Raw genomic sequence first — 15,016 nt, forward strand, 5'->3', positions numbered from 1 at the left:
GCCGTACGGGGTCGTACAGGCATCCGAAAGGCGGGCAGACGCCCACGTGGGCGGCGTGGAAACGGCTTACCCGGGTGGTGCATACCACCTCCGGCCCGGCGAGGGGCGCACATTGCCATAAAGGGGCGTGCGCGGTCAGCGGTGCCGACTACATTCGGGACGGCAGTGCGCACAGGCTGGAAACGGGCCGGAACCGGACCGACCCGGTCAGCGGGAACGGCGCAGGTACGAGCAGGGTGAGGGGGCCGTATGGCGAAGGACGCACCGCCCCGCTGGGACCGCAAGATGCAGCAGCGGCTGGCGCGCGGCGAGGCGGCGGCGCTCGGTGAGCTGTACGACCGGTTCGCGTCCCTCGTGCACGGTCTCGCCCACCGCGTCCTCGGCGACGAGGGAGCGGCCGACTCCCTCACCCGCGAGGTGTTCCTCCAGCTCTGGGAGGACCCCGAGGCGTACGACCCCAAGCAGGGCCCGCTGCGCTCCTGGGTGGCGGCGCTCACCCACCGCCTGGCCGTGCAGCGGCTGCGGGCCACCGAGACCGCCGCGCTCGCCCGGGGCGGCGGAGGCACGGCGGAGGATCTGGAACGCAAGGTGCACCACGCCTCGGTCGCGGCCCGCGCCGACTACATAGTGCAGGCGATGCCGACGCCGCTGCGGGCCGCGCTGGAGCTGGCCTACTTCCAGCGCCGCGACTACCGGCAGACCGCCACGGATCTCGGAGTCACCGCGGACGAGGCCCGTCGCCGCCTCCGCCTCGGCCTCCAGCTCCTCTCCACCGCCCACGACACCCGCCCCTCCGGTACCCCGCCCGAACCCGGGCTCACGACATGACCGGCGAACCGACCCCGTCCGACGCGTACGACGACGAGCCGGAGAGCCGGGCACCGGGCGTCGGCCGGGTACCGGCGGCCAGGGGCCCACTGGACGACGAGGGCTCGGGCGAGAACGGGCGGCACGACGGGGCCGGCGGGCCCGGCGACGGCGGCGCACTCGGTGACGGGGACACCCCCGGCGGGAGCGGCCCAAAGGAGCCGGGTGGCCGCGGCAACGGCTCGGGTGGACCGCCCGGCTCCGGACCCGACGACCCCCACGACGGGGACGGCGACGGCGACGAGCCTGTCGGGCCGCCGCGGATACCGCTGCCGCGTACCTCCGTGGAGGACACCGGCTTGCCGCTGCCGGACCCCCAGCTACCACCAGCACCCCCGACCCCCGCCCCTCCCGTGCTGGAGCACCGCGTGCTGAAGGCGTTGCTCGGGGCGTGGGCGTTGGCCGCCTGCTCGGCGGAGGAGGCGTTGGCCGTGGAGGAGCATCTCGGGGTGTGCGGGGCGTGCGCGGACGAGGCGCGGCGGCTGCGGGAGGCCGTGGGCCTGCTGCATCCGCCGGAGAGCCTCGACCTGGACCCGGCCCTGCGCACCCAGGTGCTCGACCTCTGCCTGGGCCGCCGCCCACCCCGCATCCCCGTACCGCGCTGGGCCGCCCCGTACGACGCGGAGACGGCCCGCCTCGACGCGCTGCTCCAGGACATCGGCACCGCCGACTGGCACGCGCCCGTCCGGCTGCGCTGGTTCGAGGGCGACGGTCCGGTGAGCCGCCGTACGACCGTGGCCGGGGTCATCGCCCACCTGCTCACCGTCGACGGGCTCGTCGCGTCCGCGCTCGGCCTGGACGACCCGCTCGCCCGGCTGCGGCCGGAGCCGGAGCCGACACCGGGAGCGGGACCGGGAGTGGGTCCGGGACCGGGACCGGACGACGGTTCGCCCGCGGCGCGCACCGAGGCGTACTGGAAGGCGTCGCACTTCCCGCCCACCCGCGCCCTGCGCGCGCCCTGGCGGCAGCAGAGTCACGACATCGTCCGTACGACGTCGTTCACGGGCGGCGGCGGCTCGGACGACTCCGACCGGTCGGGCCGTCTGGCGGTCTCGTACGGCGGCTTCGCGCTGCCGCTGCGGGACGCGATGCTCGACCGGGCGTTCGAGTGCTGGATCCATGCGGAGGACATCGCGGAGGCCGTGGACTATCCGTACGAGCCGCCCTCGGGCCGTCATCTGCACGGCATGATCGACCTGGCGGCCCGGATGTTGCCCCTCTCGCTGGCCGAGCGCCGCCGGACCGGGCTCGCGTCGCCGCCGTCCGGCCGTCACCTCGTACCGGCCGGCACGCCCGGCCGCAGCCTCCGTCTGGAGATCGAGGGCTCCGGCGGCGGTGAGTGGCTCATCCCCCTCGACTCCCCCGCGGCCCTCGGCTCCGCCGACCACGAGGTGGCCCACGTGGCCCTGGACGGCGTCGAATTCTGCCGCCTCACCGCCGGTCACGTCCCCCCGGAGGAGGCCGCGGCGGGCCAGGGCGGCGACCGCGAGGCGATCAGGGACGTACTGTTCGCGGCAGCCGCGCTGAGCCGCATGTAAGGGGCGCGGGGCTGCGTCAATTTGCGGCTCCGCCGCGTGGGCGCGACCAGCCACAACAAACCCGCAGCCGCCAAACACACGGACGCCCCCGAGCTATGAGGCGCCCCAGCCCGGCGGAGCCCCTACGCGAAAACGACCGTCCGCCGCCCGTTCATCAGAATCCGCCGCTCCGCATGCCACTTCACGGCCCGCGCCAGCGCCTGGCACTCCACGTCCCGCCCGACCGCGACCAGTCCCTCGGGCGTCACCCCGTGCCCCACCCGCTCGACCTCCTGCTCGATGATCGGCCCCTCGTCGAGGTCGGCGGTGACATAGTGCGCCGTCGCCCCGATCAGCTTCACACCGCGCGCGTGCGCCTGGTGATACGGCTTCGCGCCCTTGAAGCTCGGCAGGAACGAGTGGTGGATGTTGATGATGCGGCCGTTGAGCTGCTTGCAGAGGTCGTCGGAGAGGACCTGCATATAGCGGGCCAGCACCACCAGCTCGACCTTCTCCTCGCGCACGATCTCCAGCACCCGCGCCTCGGCCTCGGCCTTGGTCTCCTTGGTCACCGGGATGTGGTGGAAGGGGATGTCGTACGACCCCACCAGCTCGGCGAAGTCGGTGTGGTTGGAGACCACGGCCGCCACCTCCACCGGCAGCGCCCCGATGCTCGCGCGGAACAGCAGATCGTTCAGGCAGTGCCCGAACCTGCTGACCATGAGGACGATGCGCATCTTCTCGTCGGCCCGGTTGATCTGCCAGTCCATGCGGAAGGAGTCACCGATCGCCGCGAAGCTGGCCCGCAGCTTCTCCACGTTCACCGGCGCCTCGGCCGAGAAGTGGACGCGCATGAAGAACAGTCCCGTGTCGTGGTCGCCGAACTGCTGGCTGTCCTCGATGTTGCCGCCGGTCATGAAGAGGTAGCTCGACACGGCGTGCACGATGCCCGGCTTGTCCGGGCAGGCGAGGGTGAGGACGTACTGGTCGGCGGGCGCCGCGGCTCGGGTGGACTGCTCGTTCATGCCCGACAGGGTCCCATATGGCGTACCCATGTCGGCAATCGTCCCGAAGCCCGGACCACCCGGCCCGGACCACCCGGCCCGGACCACCCGGCCCGCCGCTCCGCCCCACCCTCCGCCGCCCTACGCCGCCCTGGTCATGATCCGCAGCACCTCCAGCGTGCGCGGCGGGGTGTCCGGGTCCTCCCCGTCGCTCGTCGAGAGGCGTACGTGGGCCTCGCGGGCGGCGCGGACGGCCTCGGGCCAGGCCTCGTGGTCGAGGTACGCGGAGACGGGCGCGTCCGGGCCGACCTGGTGCATGATCCGCAGGACGCGCAGCACGGCGGTGTCGACGAGGGCCGCCTCCTGGGCGTCACGGAAGATCGTGCCGACGTACTTCTCGGCGGACCAGTTGTCCAGCCAGGTGTCCTCGACCAGTCGGTACACGGCGTCGGTGACGTCCCCGTACCCGTCGACACCGGCCAGCCAGACGTTCTGCTGGAACGCGGGGTCGGAGAGCATGTGCAGCGCGGAGCGCACATTGCTGCGCCAGCGCCACCACGGCATGTCGTTCAGTGGCATGCCGCCCATGGTGGATGAGCGACGCCCGCGACGGGAAGGGGTCTCCGGACCTTGGACGGTCATCGATCGTGCGTTCCTCTCTGAAACCGCTCGAAAATGCGATCGTAGCTCTTTGCAATTCACCTCCCGGTCACCTCACGTTGACCACCCGTCACGCCCGGGTTGGTGATGTGGCGGAATCGTGCGGAGCCATGACTGGCTTCCAGGCACGACGGACCGCTCCGACCACAAGCCTTGCCACCTTTGCCAGGGACCGCGCCAAAAGCCTGGTCAGAGCCACCACGCTGGCGGCGTGTGCCTCACTCGTCGCCGGGTGCGGGGTCATCCCTGGGACCACGGGGGGTTCCGGGGAGGGCCCCGTCACCATCATGACCTGGGCGCCGGAGAAGACGGCCGCCACCAACAAGCCCGGCATGCCCGCCATGGCGAAGGCGTACGCGCGCTGGGTCAACGCCAATGGTGGCATCAACGGCCACGAGCTGAAGATCCTCACCTGCAACGACCGCAACCAGACCGTGAGCGCCGCGAAGTGCGCCCGGCGCGCCGCCGACGAGAACGTCGTCGCGGTCGTCGGGTCCTACAGCCAGCACGGCCGGTCCTTCCTCGCCCCGCTGGAGTCCGCGGGCATCCCCTACATCGGCGGCTACGGCGTCACCGACGACGAGTTCGCCAGCGCGCTGTCCTACCCGGTCAACGGCGGCCAGGCCTCCCTGATGGCGGGCCTCGGCGAACAGCTCGCCAAGGCCTGCGGGCCGGTCGCCCTCGTCCGGCCCGACTCGATAGCCGGCGACCAGCTGCCGCTGCTGCTGGACTCGGGGCTGGCGTCCGGAGGGCACGGCGGGTCCGAGGACCAGCTGGCGGCCGAGGACGCGACCGAGTACGGGGGGCACGCCCGGGAGGCGCTGCGGCGGGCCAGCACCGATCCGGTCGCGGAGGGCTGTGTGGTGCCCGCGCTGGGCGACCGCACCTTCACCTTCATGGACTCCTTCCGCCGGGACCGCGAGGACTACCCGAACGTGCGCACCGGGACCGTCCTCGGCAGCGTCGACCAGACGGTGATCGACGCGACCGGCGGCAAGTCGGGGCCGTACGAGGGGGCGTACGTCACCGGCTGGTACCCGGTGGAGAAGGACAAGCGGTGGGATCGGATGAAGCAGGTGATCCGTGAGCACGCGTTCGACGACAACCGGATCGACCCGGCGGATCCGGGTGTGCAGACCACCTGGATCGCGTACACCGTGCTGAAGGCCGCGATCGAGAGGATCGGCGACGGCGAGGTCACCTCCCAGGCGGTCCGCCGTGTCCTCGACGACGGTCTGAAGGTGAACACGGGCGGTCTCACCCCGCCCCTCAGCTGGCGCTTCGAGGACCTCATCGCCTCCGCCGGCTTCCCCCGCCTCATCAACCCCGAGGTCACCTTCCAGGTCGTCCGCAAGGGCCAACTCGTCGCCGCCCGCCGGGGATTCGTCGACGTGGAGAAGACTCTGGTGGAGGCGGAAAGCTGACCGCGGGCCCCTTGAAGACAGGCCCGCAGGGCCGCGTCTTCAGGGGCGCGGGGCTGTATCAGTATGCGGCTCCGCCGCGCGCGCGAGAAGCCCCACCGGACCCGCGGACGTCCGACAAGGCCCCTACAGCTGAACCGCCTGCCGCTCGGTGAGGCCGTACGTCTTGGCGATCGCGTTCCAGAGCTTCGCGGCCTTGTTCTTCTCGGCGCTCGCGGTGCCGCTGGCCTGGTTGCCGGCCTGGGTCTGGCCGGTGGAACGGGCCTGGCCCTTCCGGCAGCCCTTCTTCCCGGCGGTCTGGTCGGCCCACGCCGCGTAGTGGTTGTCGGCGGAGGCGGAGGCCTCCCAGGCCTTGGTGAGCGACGTCGTCAGGGCCTCGTGGTCGGGCAACTGGTCGACGGACAGCCCGCCGAGCCGGGTGACCAGGTCGTTGCGCTGCTTCGCCGCGTCCCGCAGATCGGTGGCGGCCTGCCCCAGCCCGGTGCACGTCCTGATGTTCGCGACCGCCTTGATCACACTGCTCCGGCTGTCACCGCTGTCCGCCAGCAGCTTGTCCAGCGCGACCGCCTGCTCCTTCGCCGGGTCCGCCGACGCGGACACCGACTCCTCGGGGCCCCCGGTCGCCGCCACGGGCTTGTTGTCGCTCGGCGCCGTCTCGTCCCCCGACCCGGCCATCAGGGCGCCCGCCCCGATCCCGAGCACGGCGATCCCCACACCGACGAGCGCGATGAGCGGCACCCGCGATCTCGTACGACCGCCTCCTCGGCCCCCGTTCCCGCTGTCCCGTCTCGCGGAAGCCCGACCGCCGCCATGACCCCCATGGCCACCGTGGCCACCGTGGCTCGCGTGGCCACCGTGCGCGGCGGGCCCGGCGGGGCTCTGCGGCGGCTGCGGGGCGTGGCCGTGGTCGATCTTCGGCATCTGCTGTGTGGCCCCGGAGACGCCCGCGGCCCCCGCGTCGTTCCGGAAGAGGCTGTCGAACACGTCCGGCTGCTGCTGCGGCGCCTGCGCACCGTACGGCCGGCGCTGCTGCTGGGGCCGCGCCTGCGCGGCCACCGGCGGTATGTACTGCGTGGCCTGCGCGTCCGGGTCCCCGGCGGGCGCCCCGGGCATGGGCGGTACGGGGTTCGCGGTCGGCGGCAGCGGTCCGGCGCCGTGGTCCGGCACCCGGCCCAGATACGTCGTCGCGTCCGCCGAGGCCTCCGGCGGCAGCGCGCCCGGCCCGACCGGCGGCAGGAACTGTGTGGCGGCCTCGGCGACGGGCGCCTCCGCGACCACCGGCGGTATGTACTGTGTCGCGCCCTCGTCCACCGGCATGGCCCCGGCGGCCGGCACATACGGGATGTACTGGGTGGCCCCCTCGTCCATCGGCGGCAGCGGCGCGCCCTGCGACGGCTGCGCGCCCTCCGGCGGCAAGGGCATCCCGCCCTGGGTGCCGTACGCGTCGTACGTCCCCTGGCCGCCCCACTCCGGCGCGTGCGACACGTACGGCGCGCTGTTCCACTGGTCGGCGGGTGGCTGGGCGTTCTCGGAGCCCCACTGCCGCTGCTGGTCCCACGGCTGGACCGGGGCCGGCGGCAGCGGCGCCGGCGGCAGATCGCTCGGATGGAGCGGCGCCCCACCGTCCGAGGGCAGCACGATGCCTTCGCGCGCTTGCCGCGAGGGCTCCTCGCCCTGTCCACTCTGCGTCACCGAGACTCCTACGAATGGGGGACTTGTGGAATCGTCGGCTCACGCTACCGGGTCCCCATGAACTCCCGAGCACCACCCGCGCCCTGATGAGGGGGGCGAAGCCCCCTCAGGGGCGCGGGGCTGTATCAATATGCGGCTCCGCCGCGTGGGCGCGAGAAGCCCCACCGGCCCGCAGCCGCGAGACGACCGGAGTACCCCACCCGAAGCGCCCTACGCCCCCGCGCGAAGCGCTACGCCGCCTGCAAGTCCATCCGCGCCCCGAACTCCCGGACCACCGCCTCCTCCCGGAACGGTTCCAACCGCTGCTGGAAGTCCTCCAGATAGTCGGCCCCCCGGTTCGACCGCAGCGACCCCAGCAGCTCCACCGCCTTCGTCCCCGTGTGGCAGGCCTGCTCGATCTCCCGCTGCTGCACCTGCGCCGTGGCGAGCAGTACATACCCGATCGCCCGCCGCCGCGCCCGCGACTCCGGGTGCTTGGCGAGCGACTCCTCGGCCCGCCGGGCCGCCGCCTCCGCCTGCCCCAGATCCCGGTGGCAGTGCGCCAACTCGTCCGCGAGATAGGCCTCGTCGAAGTGCTTGATCCACGCCGGGTCGTCCCCGGAGGACGGATCCGCCGCCTCCAGCGCCTCCACGGCCCGCCCGGCCGCCGTCTGCGCGGCGCGCGCGTCGCCCATCAGCGCGTGCCCGCGCGCCTCCGCCGCGTGGAACATCGACTCCGCCCGGGGTGTGGACCGCCCGCGCGCCCCTTCCTGCGCGGCGCGCGCCAACTGCGCGATCTCCCGCGGGTTTCCGAGCTGTGCGGCGAGGTGGCTCATGGACGCGGCGAGGACGTATCCGCCGTAGGCGCGGTCGCCCGCGGCCTGGGCGAGGCGCAGCGCCTGGATGTAGTACCGCTGGGCGAGGCCGGGCTGCCCGGTGTCGACGGCCATGTATCCGGCGAGTTCGGTCAGCCGGGCGACCGCGGCGAACAACTCCCGCCCCACCGCCTCCCGGTAGGAGCCGGCGAGCAGCCCCGAGACCACGCTGTTGAGGTAGTGCACGACGACCGGCCGTACATGCCCGCTGCCGTACTGGTGGTCGAGGTCGACGAGGGCCTGGGTCATCGCGCGCACGGCGTCCACGTCGGCGAGCCCCACCCGGGGTCCCGCCGAGCGGGCCACCTGGGAGTCCGGCGCGGAGATCAGCCAGTCGCGGCTGGGCTCGACCAGCGCGGAGGCGGCCACGGACGACCCGGAGAGGAAGTCGCGCCGGCCCACGTCGCTGCGCCACAGCTCACAGACCTGCTCGATGGCGCCGAGGACCGTCGGAGAGAACTGCAGACCGACACCGGACGCCAGGTTCTTGCCGTTGGCCATGCCGATCTCGTCGATCGTGACCGTACGGCCCAGCTTGCGGCCGAGGGCCTCGGCGATGATGGCGGGCGCCCGGCCCCGGGGCTGCTGTCCCCGCAGCCAGCGCGCGACGGACGTCTTGTCGTAGCGCAGGTCGAGTCCGTGCTCCGCGCCGCACATGTTGACCCGCCGGGCCAGTCCCGCGTTGGAACAGCCCGCTTCCTGGATGAGCGCCTGCAGTCGTTCGTTCGGCTGCCTGGCGACGAGCGGCCTTGCGGCCATTGCGTACCCCCTGTGGCTGTGGTGCCTTGCCCACGCACCGAGTTGACGTGTCTTCAGCGACCGGATCGCCTTCGCATACGTGTACCCATGTATCGAAAGGATCCGGCCTCGAAGATCAATGCCCCGCCGACATACCGAAGATGCGAGACATGCCAGGATTGCCGGGGTAAACACGGATGCCGTACCCCACACGTGGCTACCCGGGTCACTCCGTGATCCCTCCCGCGCGCCCCCGGCCGTGCACCCATGCGCCCCGGCCCCGTTGACGATGCTCTCCCCCGCGCATGTGACTTCCGTAACCCCTGATGACCGCTAGAGTTGTGTTCATCGTGGAAGAGACCATCGCGGGCCCTGAAGCTGCCCAAATCCCGAAGCAGCGTGGTGAATCGCTGCTGGACACCGCCGTTCGATACGCCGAAGAGCGCCACTGGGACGTGTTCCCCGGCACTTGGCTGGAAGCCGTCGACGGGGTGCAGATCTGCTCCTGCGGCAACGCAGCGTGCGCCACCCCCGGCGCGCACCCGGCGCGCGAGGACTGGGCGACCCAGGCGACAGGCAGTGCGACCGTCGCACGCCGTCTGTGGTCGAAGCAGCCGAGCGCGTCGATCCTGCTGCCGACCGGCCGTACGTTCGACACGATCGACGTTCCCGAGACCTCGGGGCTCCTCGCCCTCGCCCGGATGGAGCGCATGGAGCTGACGCTCGGTCCGGTGACCTGGACGCCGGACCGCCGTATGCAGTTCTTCGTGCTGCCGGGCGCCTCGGCCAAGGTCCCCGATCTCGTACGGAAGTTGGGCTGGTCGCCGCTCGCGCTCGACCTCAAGGCGCTGGGTGAGGGCGAGTACGTGGCGGCTCCGCCGACGCGGTACGGGTCGCGGGGGGCCGTGCAGTGGGCCCGGCGGCCCACGCCCGCGAATCGGTGGCTGCCGGATGCGGAGGAACTGATCTCGCCGCTCGCCTATGCGTGCGGTAGGGACGGGCGGCGGTAGCGCTCCGGTCAGCGGTAACGCTCCGGGCGGGGGCTGCGGGTCGGTTCCGCGGCTGCGGGTAGGTCGTGGTTGCTCGCGCAGTTCCCCGCGCCCCTGAACAATCGGGGGAGCCGTCTACCGGAAGGAGCACCGGTGTGACTGACGCCGTCGCTGTTCGTGTCCAGGGGCTCTGGAAGCGGTTCGGGGCGCAGGTCGCCGTCGGCGGGATCGATCTGGAGTTGCCCGGCGGGCGGTTCATCGGGCTGGTCGGGCCGAACGGCGCCGGGAAGACCACCACCCTGTCGATGGTCACCGGACTGCTCCGCCCCGACCAGGGGTCCGTGGAGGTCGCCGGGCACGACGTGTGGCGGGACCCGGTCGAGGTGAAGGCCCGGATCGGGGTCCTGCCGGAGGGGCTACGGCTCTTCGACCGCCTCACCGGGCGTGAACTCCTCTCCTACACAGGCCGGTTGCGCGGACTGCCCGGCGCCGAGGTCGACAAGCGGGCCACGCAACTGCTGGACGTCCTCGATCTCGCGGGCGCCCAGCACAAGCTCGTCGTCGACTACTCGACCGGCATGCGCAAGAAGACCGGCCTCGCCGCGGCCCTCCTCCACAACCCCGAAGTCCTTTTCCTGGACGAGCCGTTCGAGGGCGTCGACCCCGTCTCCGCCCAGACCATCCGGGGTGTCCTGGAGCGCTACACCGCCTCCGGCGCCACCGTCGTCTTCTCCTCCCACGTCATGGAGCTGGTCGAGTCCCTCTGCGACTGGGTGGCCGTCCTGGTCGCCGGCCGTATCCGCGCGCACGGCACCCTCGCCGACGTACGCGGTGACGCGCCCTCGCTGCAACGGGCGTTCCTGGAGCTGGTGGGCGCGGGCGACCGGACCACCGGCTCGGACCTGGACTGGCTGGGCGGCGGGCGATGAGCACGCGAGGCCCCGCCGGTGCGACGGGTGCCGCGTCGGTGACCTCCGTCGTCGTACGGCTGAAGCTGTGCCTGCTGCGCAACGGGCTGCGGCAGTCCGCCGGGCGGCGGGCCGCGTACGTCTTCTCGATCGTCGTCGTGCTGCTGTTCACGGCGCTCCAGATGCTCGGGCTGATCGCGCTGCGGGGCGACGAGCACGCGGCGGCGGTGGCCGTGCCGCTGGTGGCGCTGCTGGCGCTCGGCTGGGCGGTGATGCCGCTGTTCTTCCCCACCGGGGACGAGACGCTGGACCCGACCCGGCTGGTCATGCTGCCGCTGCGCCCGCGCCCGCTCGTCCGGGCGCTGCTCGCGGCCTCACTGGTCGGCATCGGCCCGCTGTTCACGCTGTGCGTGCTCGTCGGGACGGTGATCGCGGTGGCGCGGAGCACGGCCGCGTACGTCACCGCCGTGGCCGCCGTCCCGCTCGCCCTCCTGTGCTGTGTCGCGCTCGCCCGCGCGGTGGCCGCCGCCAACACCGGTCTGCTGAGCAGCCGTCGGGGCCGTGACCTCGCCGTCCTCAGCGGGCTGCTGATCGCGGTCGGCGCCCAGCTCGTCAACTTCGGCGCCCAGCGCCTCAGTTCGTCCGGCCTCGGCGAGCTGGAGCCGGTGGCGGACGTACTGAGCTGGGTGCCGCCGTCGTCCGCGATCGGCGCGATCCGGGCGGCGGACGAGGGATCGTACGGCCTCGCGCTGGCGCAACTCGCCGTGACGGCACTGGCGTTGACGCTGCTGCTGCGGCTGTGGGCCGGGACCCTCACCCGGCTGATGACCTCCCCGGACGGCTCGACCCTCCAGTCCGCCGGGACGGGCCGGGCCCGGACGCGCTCCAGCGGCCTGAGCCGCCTCCTGCCCGCCGGCCGCACCGGCACGATCATGGAACGCGGGCTGCGGTACATCTGGCGGGACCCCAAGACCAAGGCCGCGTGGGTGACCTCGCTCGCCATCGGTCTGATCGTGCCCGTCTTCAACGCCCTGCAAGGCACCGGCTCGGTCTACTTCGCCTGCTTCGCGGCGGGGATGCTCGGCATCCTGATGTACAACCAGTTCGGCCAGGACGCGTCGGCGTTCTGGACGGTCGCGATGACGATCTCCTCGACGCGGGACGCGTACGTCGAACTGCGCGGCCGGGCACTGGCGTTGCTGACCGTCGCCCTGCCGTACGCCGCCTTCGTCACCGTCCTGACCACCGCGGTCCTCGGCGACTGGCGCACCCTCCCCGAGGCCCTCGGCCTCTCCTTCGCCCTCCTCGGCGCGCTGCTCGCCACCGGCGCCTGGTCCTCCGCCCGCTACCCCTACTCCATCCCCTCGGAGGGCTACAAGGGCGCCGCCCCGGGCCAGGCCGGCATCGTCTGGCTCTCCCTCATCGGCGGCATGGTCGCCGCCGTGCTCCTCTGCCTCCCGGTCCTCGGCCTCACCATCTGGCTCCACATCTCGGCGAACGGCGACTCCTGGACCTGGCTCCTGCTCCCCGTGGGCACGGCGTACGGGGCGGGCATCACAGAACTGGGACTGCGCCTGTCGGCCCCCAGCACGGCCGGACGCCTGCCGGAGATCCTCACGGCGGTGAGCAAGGCGTAGCGGTGCCCTCGGCGCGCGTCGACCTCGAACACCCGGGCCTGGACAGGACCAGGAGCACCAGCGTCCAGGCCGTGACGACCTACCGGGACACCGGCACCGGCTCCGGACTGCCCGTCGGCCTGCTCTCCGGCATCGTTCGCTCAGTCCGAGAAGCTGTCGAGGAACGGCTCTATCGCCGCGCGCCACGCGTCCGGCTGGTCGTAGTGGACGAGGTGGCCGGCGTCGGCGACCTCGGCGTACTGGCCGTGCGGCAGGACGCGGACCATCTCCTGGGACTCGGCGCGGCCCAGCTCGCCGTCGAGGCCACGGACGACGAGGGCGGGGCAGCGGACCTGGGTCAGCTCCTCCCAGTGCGCGTCGTACACCCAGGTCTCGCGGGTCTTCAGCATCTGCTCGGGGTCGAAGACGGGCCGCCAGCCGTCGGGGCCCTCGTGCATGACCTCGGCGTAGAACTCGCCGCGCGACGGGCTCGGGCGCTCCACCCAGGGGTCGTCCTCGCCGAACCACTTGCGGACGTCGGCGAGCGTGGCGAACGGCAGCGGCCAGGCCTTGAACCAGCTCTCCCACTCGCGCTGCGAGGCGGCGCCGAGCGCGGAGGCCCGCATGTCGCAGACGATCAGACCGCGCACCAGGTCGGGGCGGCGGGCGGCCAGTTGCCAGGCGGTCAGCGCGCCCATGGCGTGGCCTATGAGGACGACCGGGGCGAGGCCCAGCTGTTCGACGGCGGCCTCGGCGTCCTCGACGTAGGCCTCACGGGTGTACGCGGCCTGCTCGGGCTTGGCGCTCTGGCCGTGGCCGCGCTGGTCCAGGGCGACGGCGCGGTGTCGTTCGGAGAGCCAGCGGGCTGTGGGTGCCCAGTGGGAGGCGCGGCCCATGAGGCCGTGCAGTAACAGCACCCCGGGCCGGGGCTCGTGCTCGCCGGTCTTGGGCGGGTCGTCGAACTCCCAGGCGGCGAGACTCAGACCGCCCGCTCCCGTCACGTCGATGCGCCGCACCATTGGCACCCCCCAGACTCCCGCCCGGACCGCTCGCTCCCGCCTCTCGCTCCCGCTTCGAGCCGGCCGGTCCACTCGTCCCAACTGCTGTCGTACCGCTGTCGTGCTGCTGCTCCTGCGCCGCATCCGCTGTCGCTTCCGCCGTGGCTCCTGCGTTGCTTCCGCGTGGCGTCCGCCGGTGCTCCGGCCGCCGTCGCCGCCGTGCGCGCCGCTCGGACGGCGAGCACTTGTGTTACAGCGTGCATATCGGGTGACACGTTACGTGTGGGGTGCGCGCGTCAGTCAGGGTACGGGGCACGCGACGCCACGCCGCACACGCTATCGAATACACATTCGAAGATGTCGCTCTTGGCGGCAACACCCCTCATTCGAGTGACCTCCCTCAAGGATTGCCCGCCGCCGCCGAGGGGAGATCTTCCACGGGAGGCGGACCGCTCGGGGAAAACGGTCCGAGGGAAATGACCCTGGGAGCTCGGGGCTCCGGGTCAGCACAGGGGAGGACAGGCCCCGGCGCCGCACGGCGCCGGGGCCCTCCTCATGCTCACGGCACATCCGCCCCGCCCCCTCCCCTGCCACCGGAGATCGCCGTCTCGGGCGGCCAAGAGCCCCTCAGGTCATATGCCTCACGCGCAAGCCTCGCACGCGAACGGCCCGCGCGCTGCGATTCGGCGCACTGAATCTTCGATTGGCCGGGATCCCGGACAGGGACCCCAATAGGTCACAACTTCCCCTCCCGCACCGGGAGTTGGCGGGCGATACGGACATCCCTCGACCATCCCTCGACACGCGTCGACCAGCTGCCGACAGCGGGTGGCACGGGCTGTCACCGGGTGGTCGGATTCGGTCGACGGACAGAGGATTCGACTGGCGGACAGGGGATAGGGGACAGGGGATTCGACCGGCGGACCGGTGTCGCCGCCCGGTGTCGCGGAGCGGTGTCGCGGAGCGGTGTCGCGGAGCGGTGTCGCGGAGCGGTGTCGCGGAGCGGTGTCAGCGCTTGGCGACGAAGACGTGGGAGGCGACGTCCGCCTCCAGCTCCGCCGCCTCGCCGCCGCTGCCCACCAGGACCCCGCCGGCCGCCTCCGTCACGCTCACCACGGAACCGGGCCGCACACCCGCGCGGCGCAGCGTGTACATCAGCTGGGCGTCCGTCTGGATGGGCTCCCCGATACGGCGTACGACGACGGTCTTGCCCTCCGTGCCCGGGTCGAGGTCCGCGAGCGACACCATGCCCTCGTCCAGGAAGGGGTCGGCGCCGTCCTTCTCGCCCAGCTCCTCCAGGCCCGGGATCGGGTTGCCGTACGGCGACTCGGTGGGGTGGCGCAGCAGCTCCAGGACGCGGCGCTCGACCGCCTCGCTCATCACGTGCTCCCAGCGGCACGCCTCCGCGTGGACCTGTTCCCACTCCAGGCCGATCACGTCGACGAGCAGACACTCCGCGAGGCGGTGCTTGCGCATCACGCGCGTCGCCAGCCGACGGCCCTCCTCGGTCAGCTCCAGGTGGCGGTCCGCGGCGACGGACACCAGGCCGTCACGCTCCATACGGGCGACCGTCTGGCTCACCGTGGGGCCGCTCTGGTCGAGCCGCTCGGCGATCCGGGCGCGCATGGGGACCACACCTTCCTCCTCCAGCTCGAGGATGGTGCGGAGATACATCTCCGTCGTATCGATCAGTCCGGACATACGTGCCCCTCGATGAGATTCAGCCGGAGGCTTCGAGGCCGTACCGGCTTG

The 15,016-nt window shown here is 72.5% G+C and carries 12 protein-coding genes; 6 read left to right on the plus strand and 6 right to left on the minus strand.

Annotated features, from left to right (window positions below; translation table 11 throughout):
• Positions 1-249: 249 nt before the first annotated feature.
• Both F9278_RS20800 and F9278_RS20805 read left to right on the plus strand, forming a co-directional pair.
• Positions 250-828 carry a sigma-70 family RNA polymerase sigma factor gene (locus tag F9278_RS20800; RefSeq protein ID WP_152169707.1) on the plus strand — a complete coding sequence of 193 codons (579 nt, stop codon included), beginning with the start codon at positions 250-252 and terminating at the stop codon, positions 826-828.
• Positions 825-2,405 carry a zf-HC2 domain-containing protein gene (locus F9278_RS20805; RefSeq protein WP_226966831.1) on the plus strand — a complete coding sequence of 527 codons (1,581 nt, stop codon included), beginning with the start codon at positions 825-827 and terminating at the stop codon, positions 2,403-2,405. The genes F9278_RS20800 and F9278_RS20805 overlap by 4 nt, the downstream gene beginning before the upstream one ends.
• Before the next feature lie 122 nt (positions 2,406-2,527).
• On the opposite strand, the gene purU is transcribed toward F9278_RS20805, so the two are convergent.
• Both purU and F9278_RS20815 read right to left on the minus strand, forming a co-directional pair.
• Positions 2,528-3,409 (minus strand): formyltetrahydrofolate deformylase, encoded by an 882-nt coding sequence (purU, locus tag F9278_RS20810; protein ID WP_152169708.1) that lies wholly within the window; start codon positions 3,407-3,409, stop codon positions 2,528-2,530.
• 120 nt (positions 3,410-3,529) lie between these two features.
• Positions 3,530-4,030, minus strand: coding sequence for an SCO4402 family protein (locus tag F9278_RS20815; RefSeq protein WP_152169709.1), 501 nt, complete (start codon positions 4,028-4,030; stop codon positions 3,530-3,532).
• Positions 4,031-4,158: 128 nt separating this feature from the next.
• Between F9278_RS20815 and F9278_RS20820 the strand changes: the two genes are divergently transcribed.
• Positions 4,159-5,472 (plus strand): ABC transporter substrate-binding protein, encoded by a 1,314-nt coding sequence (locus F9278_RS20820; protein ID WP_152169710.1) that lies wholly within the window; start codon positions 4,159-4,161, stop codon positions 5,470-5,472.
• Positions 5,473-5,595: 123 nt separating this feature from the next.
• Here the strand turns inward: F9278_RS20820 and F9278_RS20825 are convergent, their stop codons facing one another.
• Both F9278_RS20825 and F9278_RS20830 read right to left on the minus strand, forming a co-directional pair.
• Positions 5,596-7,161, minus strand: a complete 1,566-nt coding sequence (locus F9278_RS20825) for a hypothetical protein (RefSeq protein ID WP_152169711.1) — start codon at positions 7,159-7,161, stop codon at positions 5,596-5,598.
• A gap of 230 nt (positions 7,162-7,391) precedes the next feature.
• Positions 7,392-8,774: a transcriptional regulator gene (locus F9278_RS20830; RefSeq protein ID WP_152169712.1), complete on the minus strand. Its 1,383-nt coding sequence runs from the start codon at positions 8,772-8,774 to the stop codon at positions 7,392-7,394.
• Between the two features lie 329 nt (positions 8,775-9,103).
• On the opposite strand from F9278_RS20830, the gene F9278_RS20835 reads away from it, so the two are divergent.
• The 3 genes from F9278_RS20835 to F9278_RS20845 all read left to right on the plus strand — a co-directional run bounded on the left by F9278_RS20835 (position 9,104) and on the right by F9278_RS20845 (position 12,287).
• Complete coding sequence (locus tag F9278_RS20835) at positions 9,104-9,763, plus strand: bifunctional DNA primase/polymerase (RefSeq protein WP_404818929.1); 660 nt, start codon at positions 9,104-9,106, stop codon at positions 9,761-9,763.
• A gap of 134 nt (positions 9,764-9,897) precedes the next feature.
• Positions 9,898-10,671: an ABC transporter ATP-binding protein gene (locus F9278_RS20840; RefSeq protein ID WP_152169713.1), complete on the plus strand. Its 774-nt coding sequence runs from the start codon at positions 9,898-9,900 to the stop codon at positions 10,669-10,671.
• The gene (locus F9278_RS20845; RefSeq protein ID WP_152169714.1) at positions 10,668-12,287 is read left to right on the plus strand and encodes a transporter; all 1,620 of its coding nucleotides are present in this window, start codon (positions 10,668-10,670) and stop codon (positions 12,285-12,287) included. Before F9278_RS20840 ends, F9278_RS20845 begins: the two co-directional genes overlap by 4 nt.
• A gap of 140 nt (positions 12,288-12,427) precedes the next feature.
• Here the strand turns inward: F9278_RS20845 and F9278_RS20850 are convergent, their stop codons facing one another.
• Both F9278_RS20850 and F9278_RS20855 read right to left on the minus strand, forming a co-directional pair.
• A complete protein-coding gene (locus F9278_RS20850) occupies positions 12,428-13,285 on the minus strand; it encodes an alpha/beta fold hydrolase (RefSeq protein ID WP_152169715.1) in 858 nt (285 codons plus the stop codon).
• Between the two features lie 987 nt (positions 13,286-14,272).
• On the minus strand, positions 14,273-14,965 hold the full coding sequence (locus F9278_RS20855; protein ID WP_152169716.1) for a metal-dependent transcriptional regulator: 693 nt from the start codon (positions 14,963-14,965) through the stop codon (positions 14,273-14,275).
• Positions 14,966-15,016: the final 51 nt, after the last annotated feature.

The sequence above is a fragment of the Streptomyces phaeolivaceus genome (genome assembly GCF_009184865.1).
Classification (GTDB): domain Bacteria; phylum Actinomycetota; class Actinomycetes; order Streptomycetales; family Streptomycetaceae; genus Streptomyces; species Streptomyces phaeolivaceus.

Coding starts and splice junctions, on each gene's coding strand:
- F9278_RS20820 (WP_152169710.1), top strand. CDS start 4,159: ATGACTGGCTTCCAGGCACGACGGACCGCTCCGACCACAAGCCTTGCC.
- F9278_RS20830 (WP_152169712.1), bottom strand. CDS start 8,774: ATGGCCGCAAGGCCGCTCGTCGCCAGGCAGCCGAACGAACGACTGCAG.
- F9278_RS20815 (WP_152169709.1), bottom strand. CDS start 4,030: ATGACCGTCCAAGGTCCGGAGACCCCTTCCCGTCGCGGGCGTCGCTCA.
- F9278_RS20805 (WP_226966831.1), top strand. CDS start 825: ATGACCGGCGAACCGACCCCGTCCGACGCGTACGACGACGAGCCGGAG.
- F9278_RS20855 (WP_152169716.1), bottom strand. CDS start 14,965: ATGTCCGGACTGATCGATACGACGGAGATGTATCTCCGCACCATCCTC.
- purU (WP_152169708.1), bottom strand. CDS start 3,409: ATGAACGAGCAGTCCACCCGAGCCGCGGCGCCCGCCGACCAGTACGTC.
- F9278_RS20845 (WP_152169714.1), top strand. CDS start 10,668: ATGAGCACGCGAGGCCCCGCCGGTGCGACGGGTGCCGCGTCGGTGACC.
- F9278_RS20800 (WP_152169707.1), top strand. CDS start 250: ATGGCGAAGGACGCACCGCCCCGCTGGGACCGCAAGATGCAGCAGCGG.
- F9278_RS20850 (WP_152169715.1), bottom strand. CDS start 13,285: ATGGTGCGGCGCATCGACGTGACGGGAGCGGGCGGTCTGAGTCTCGCC.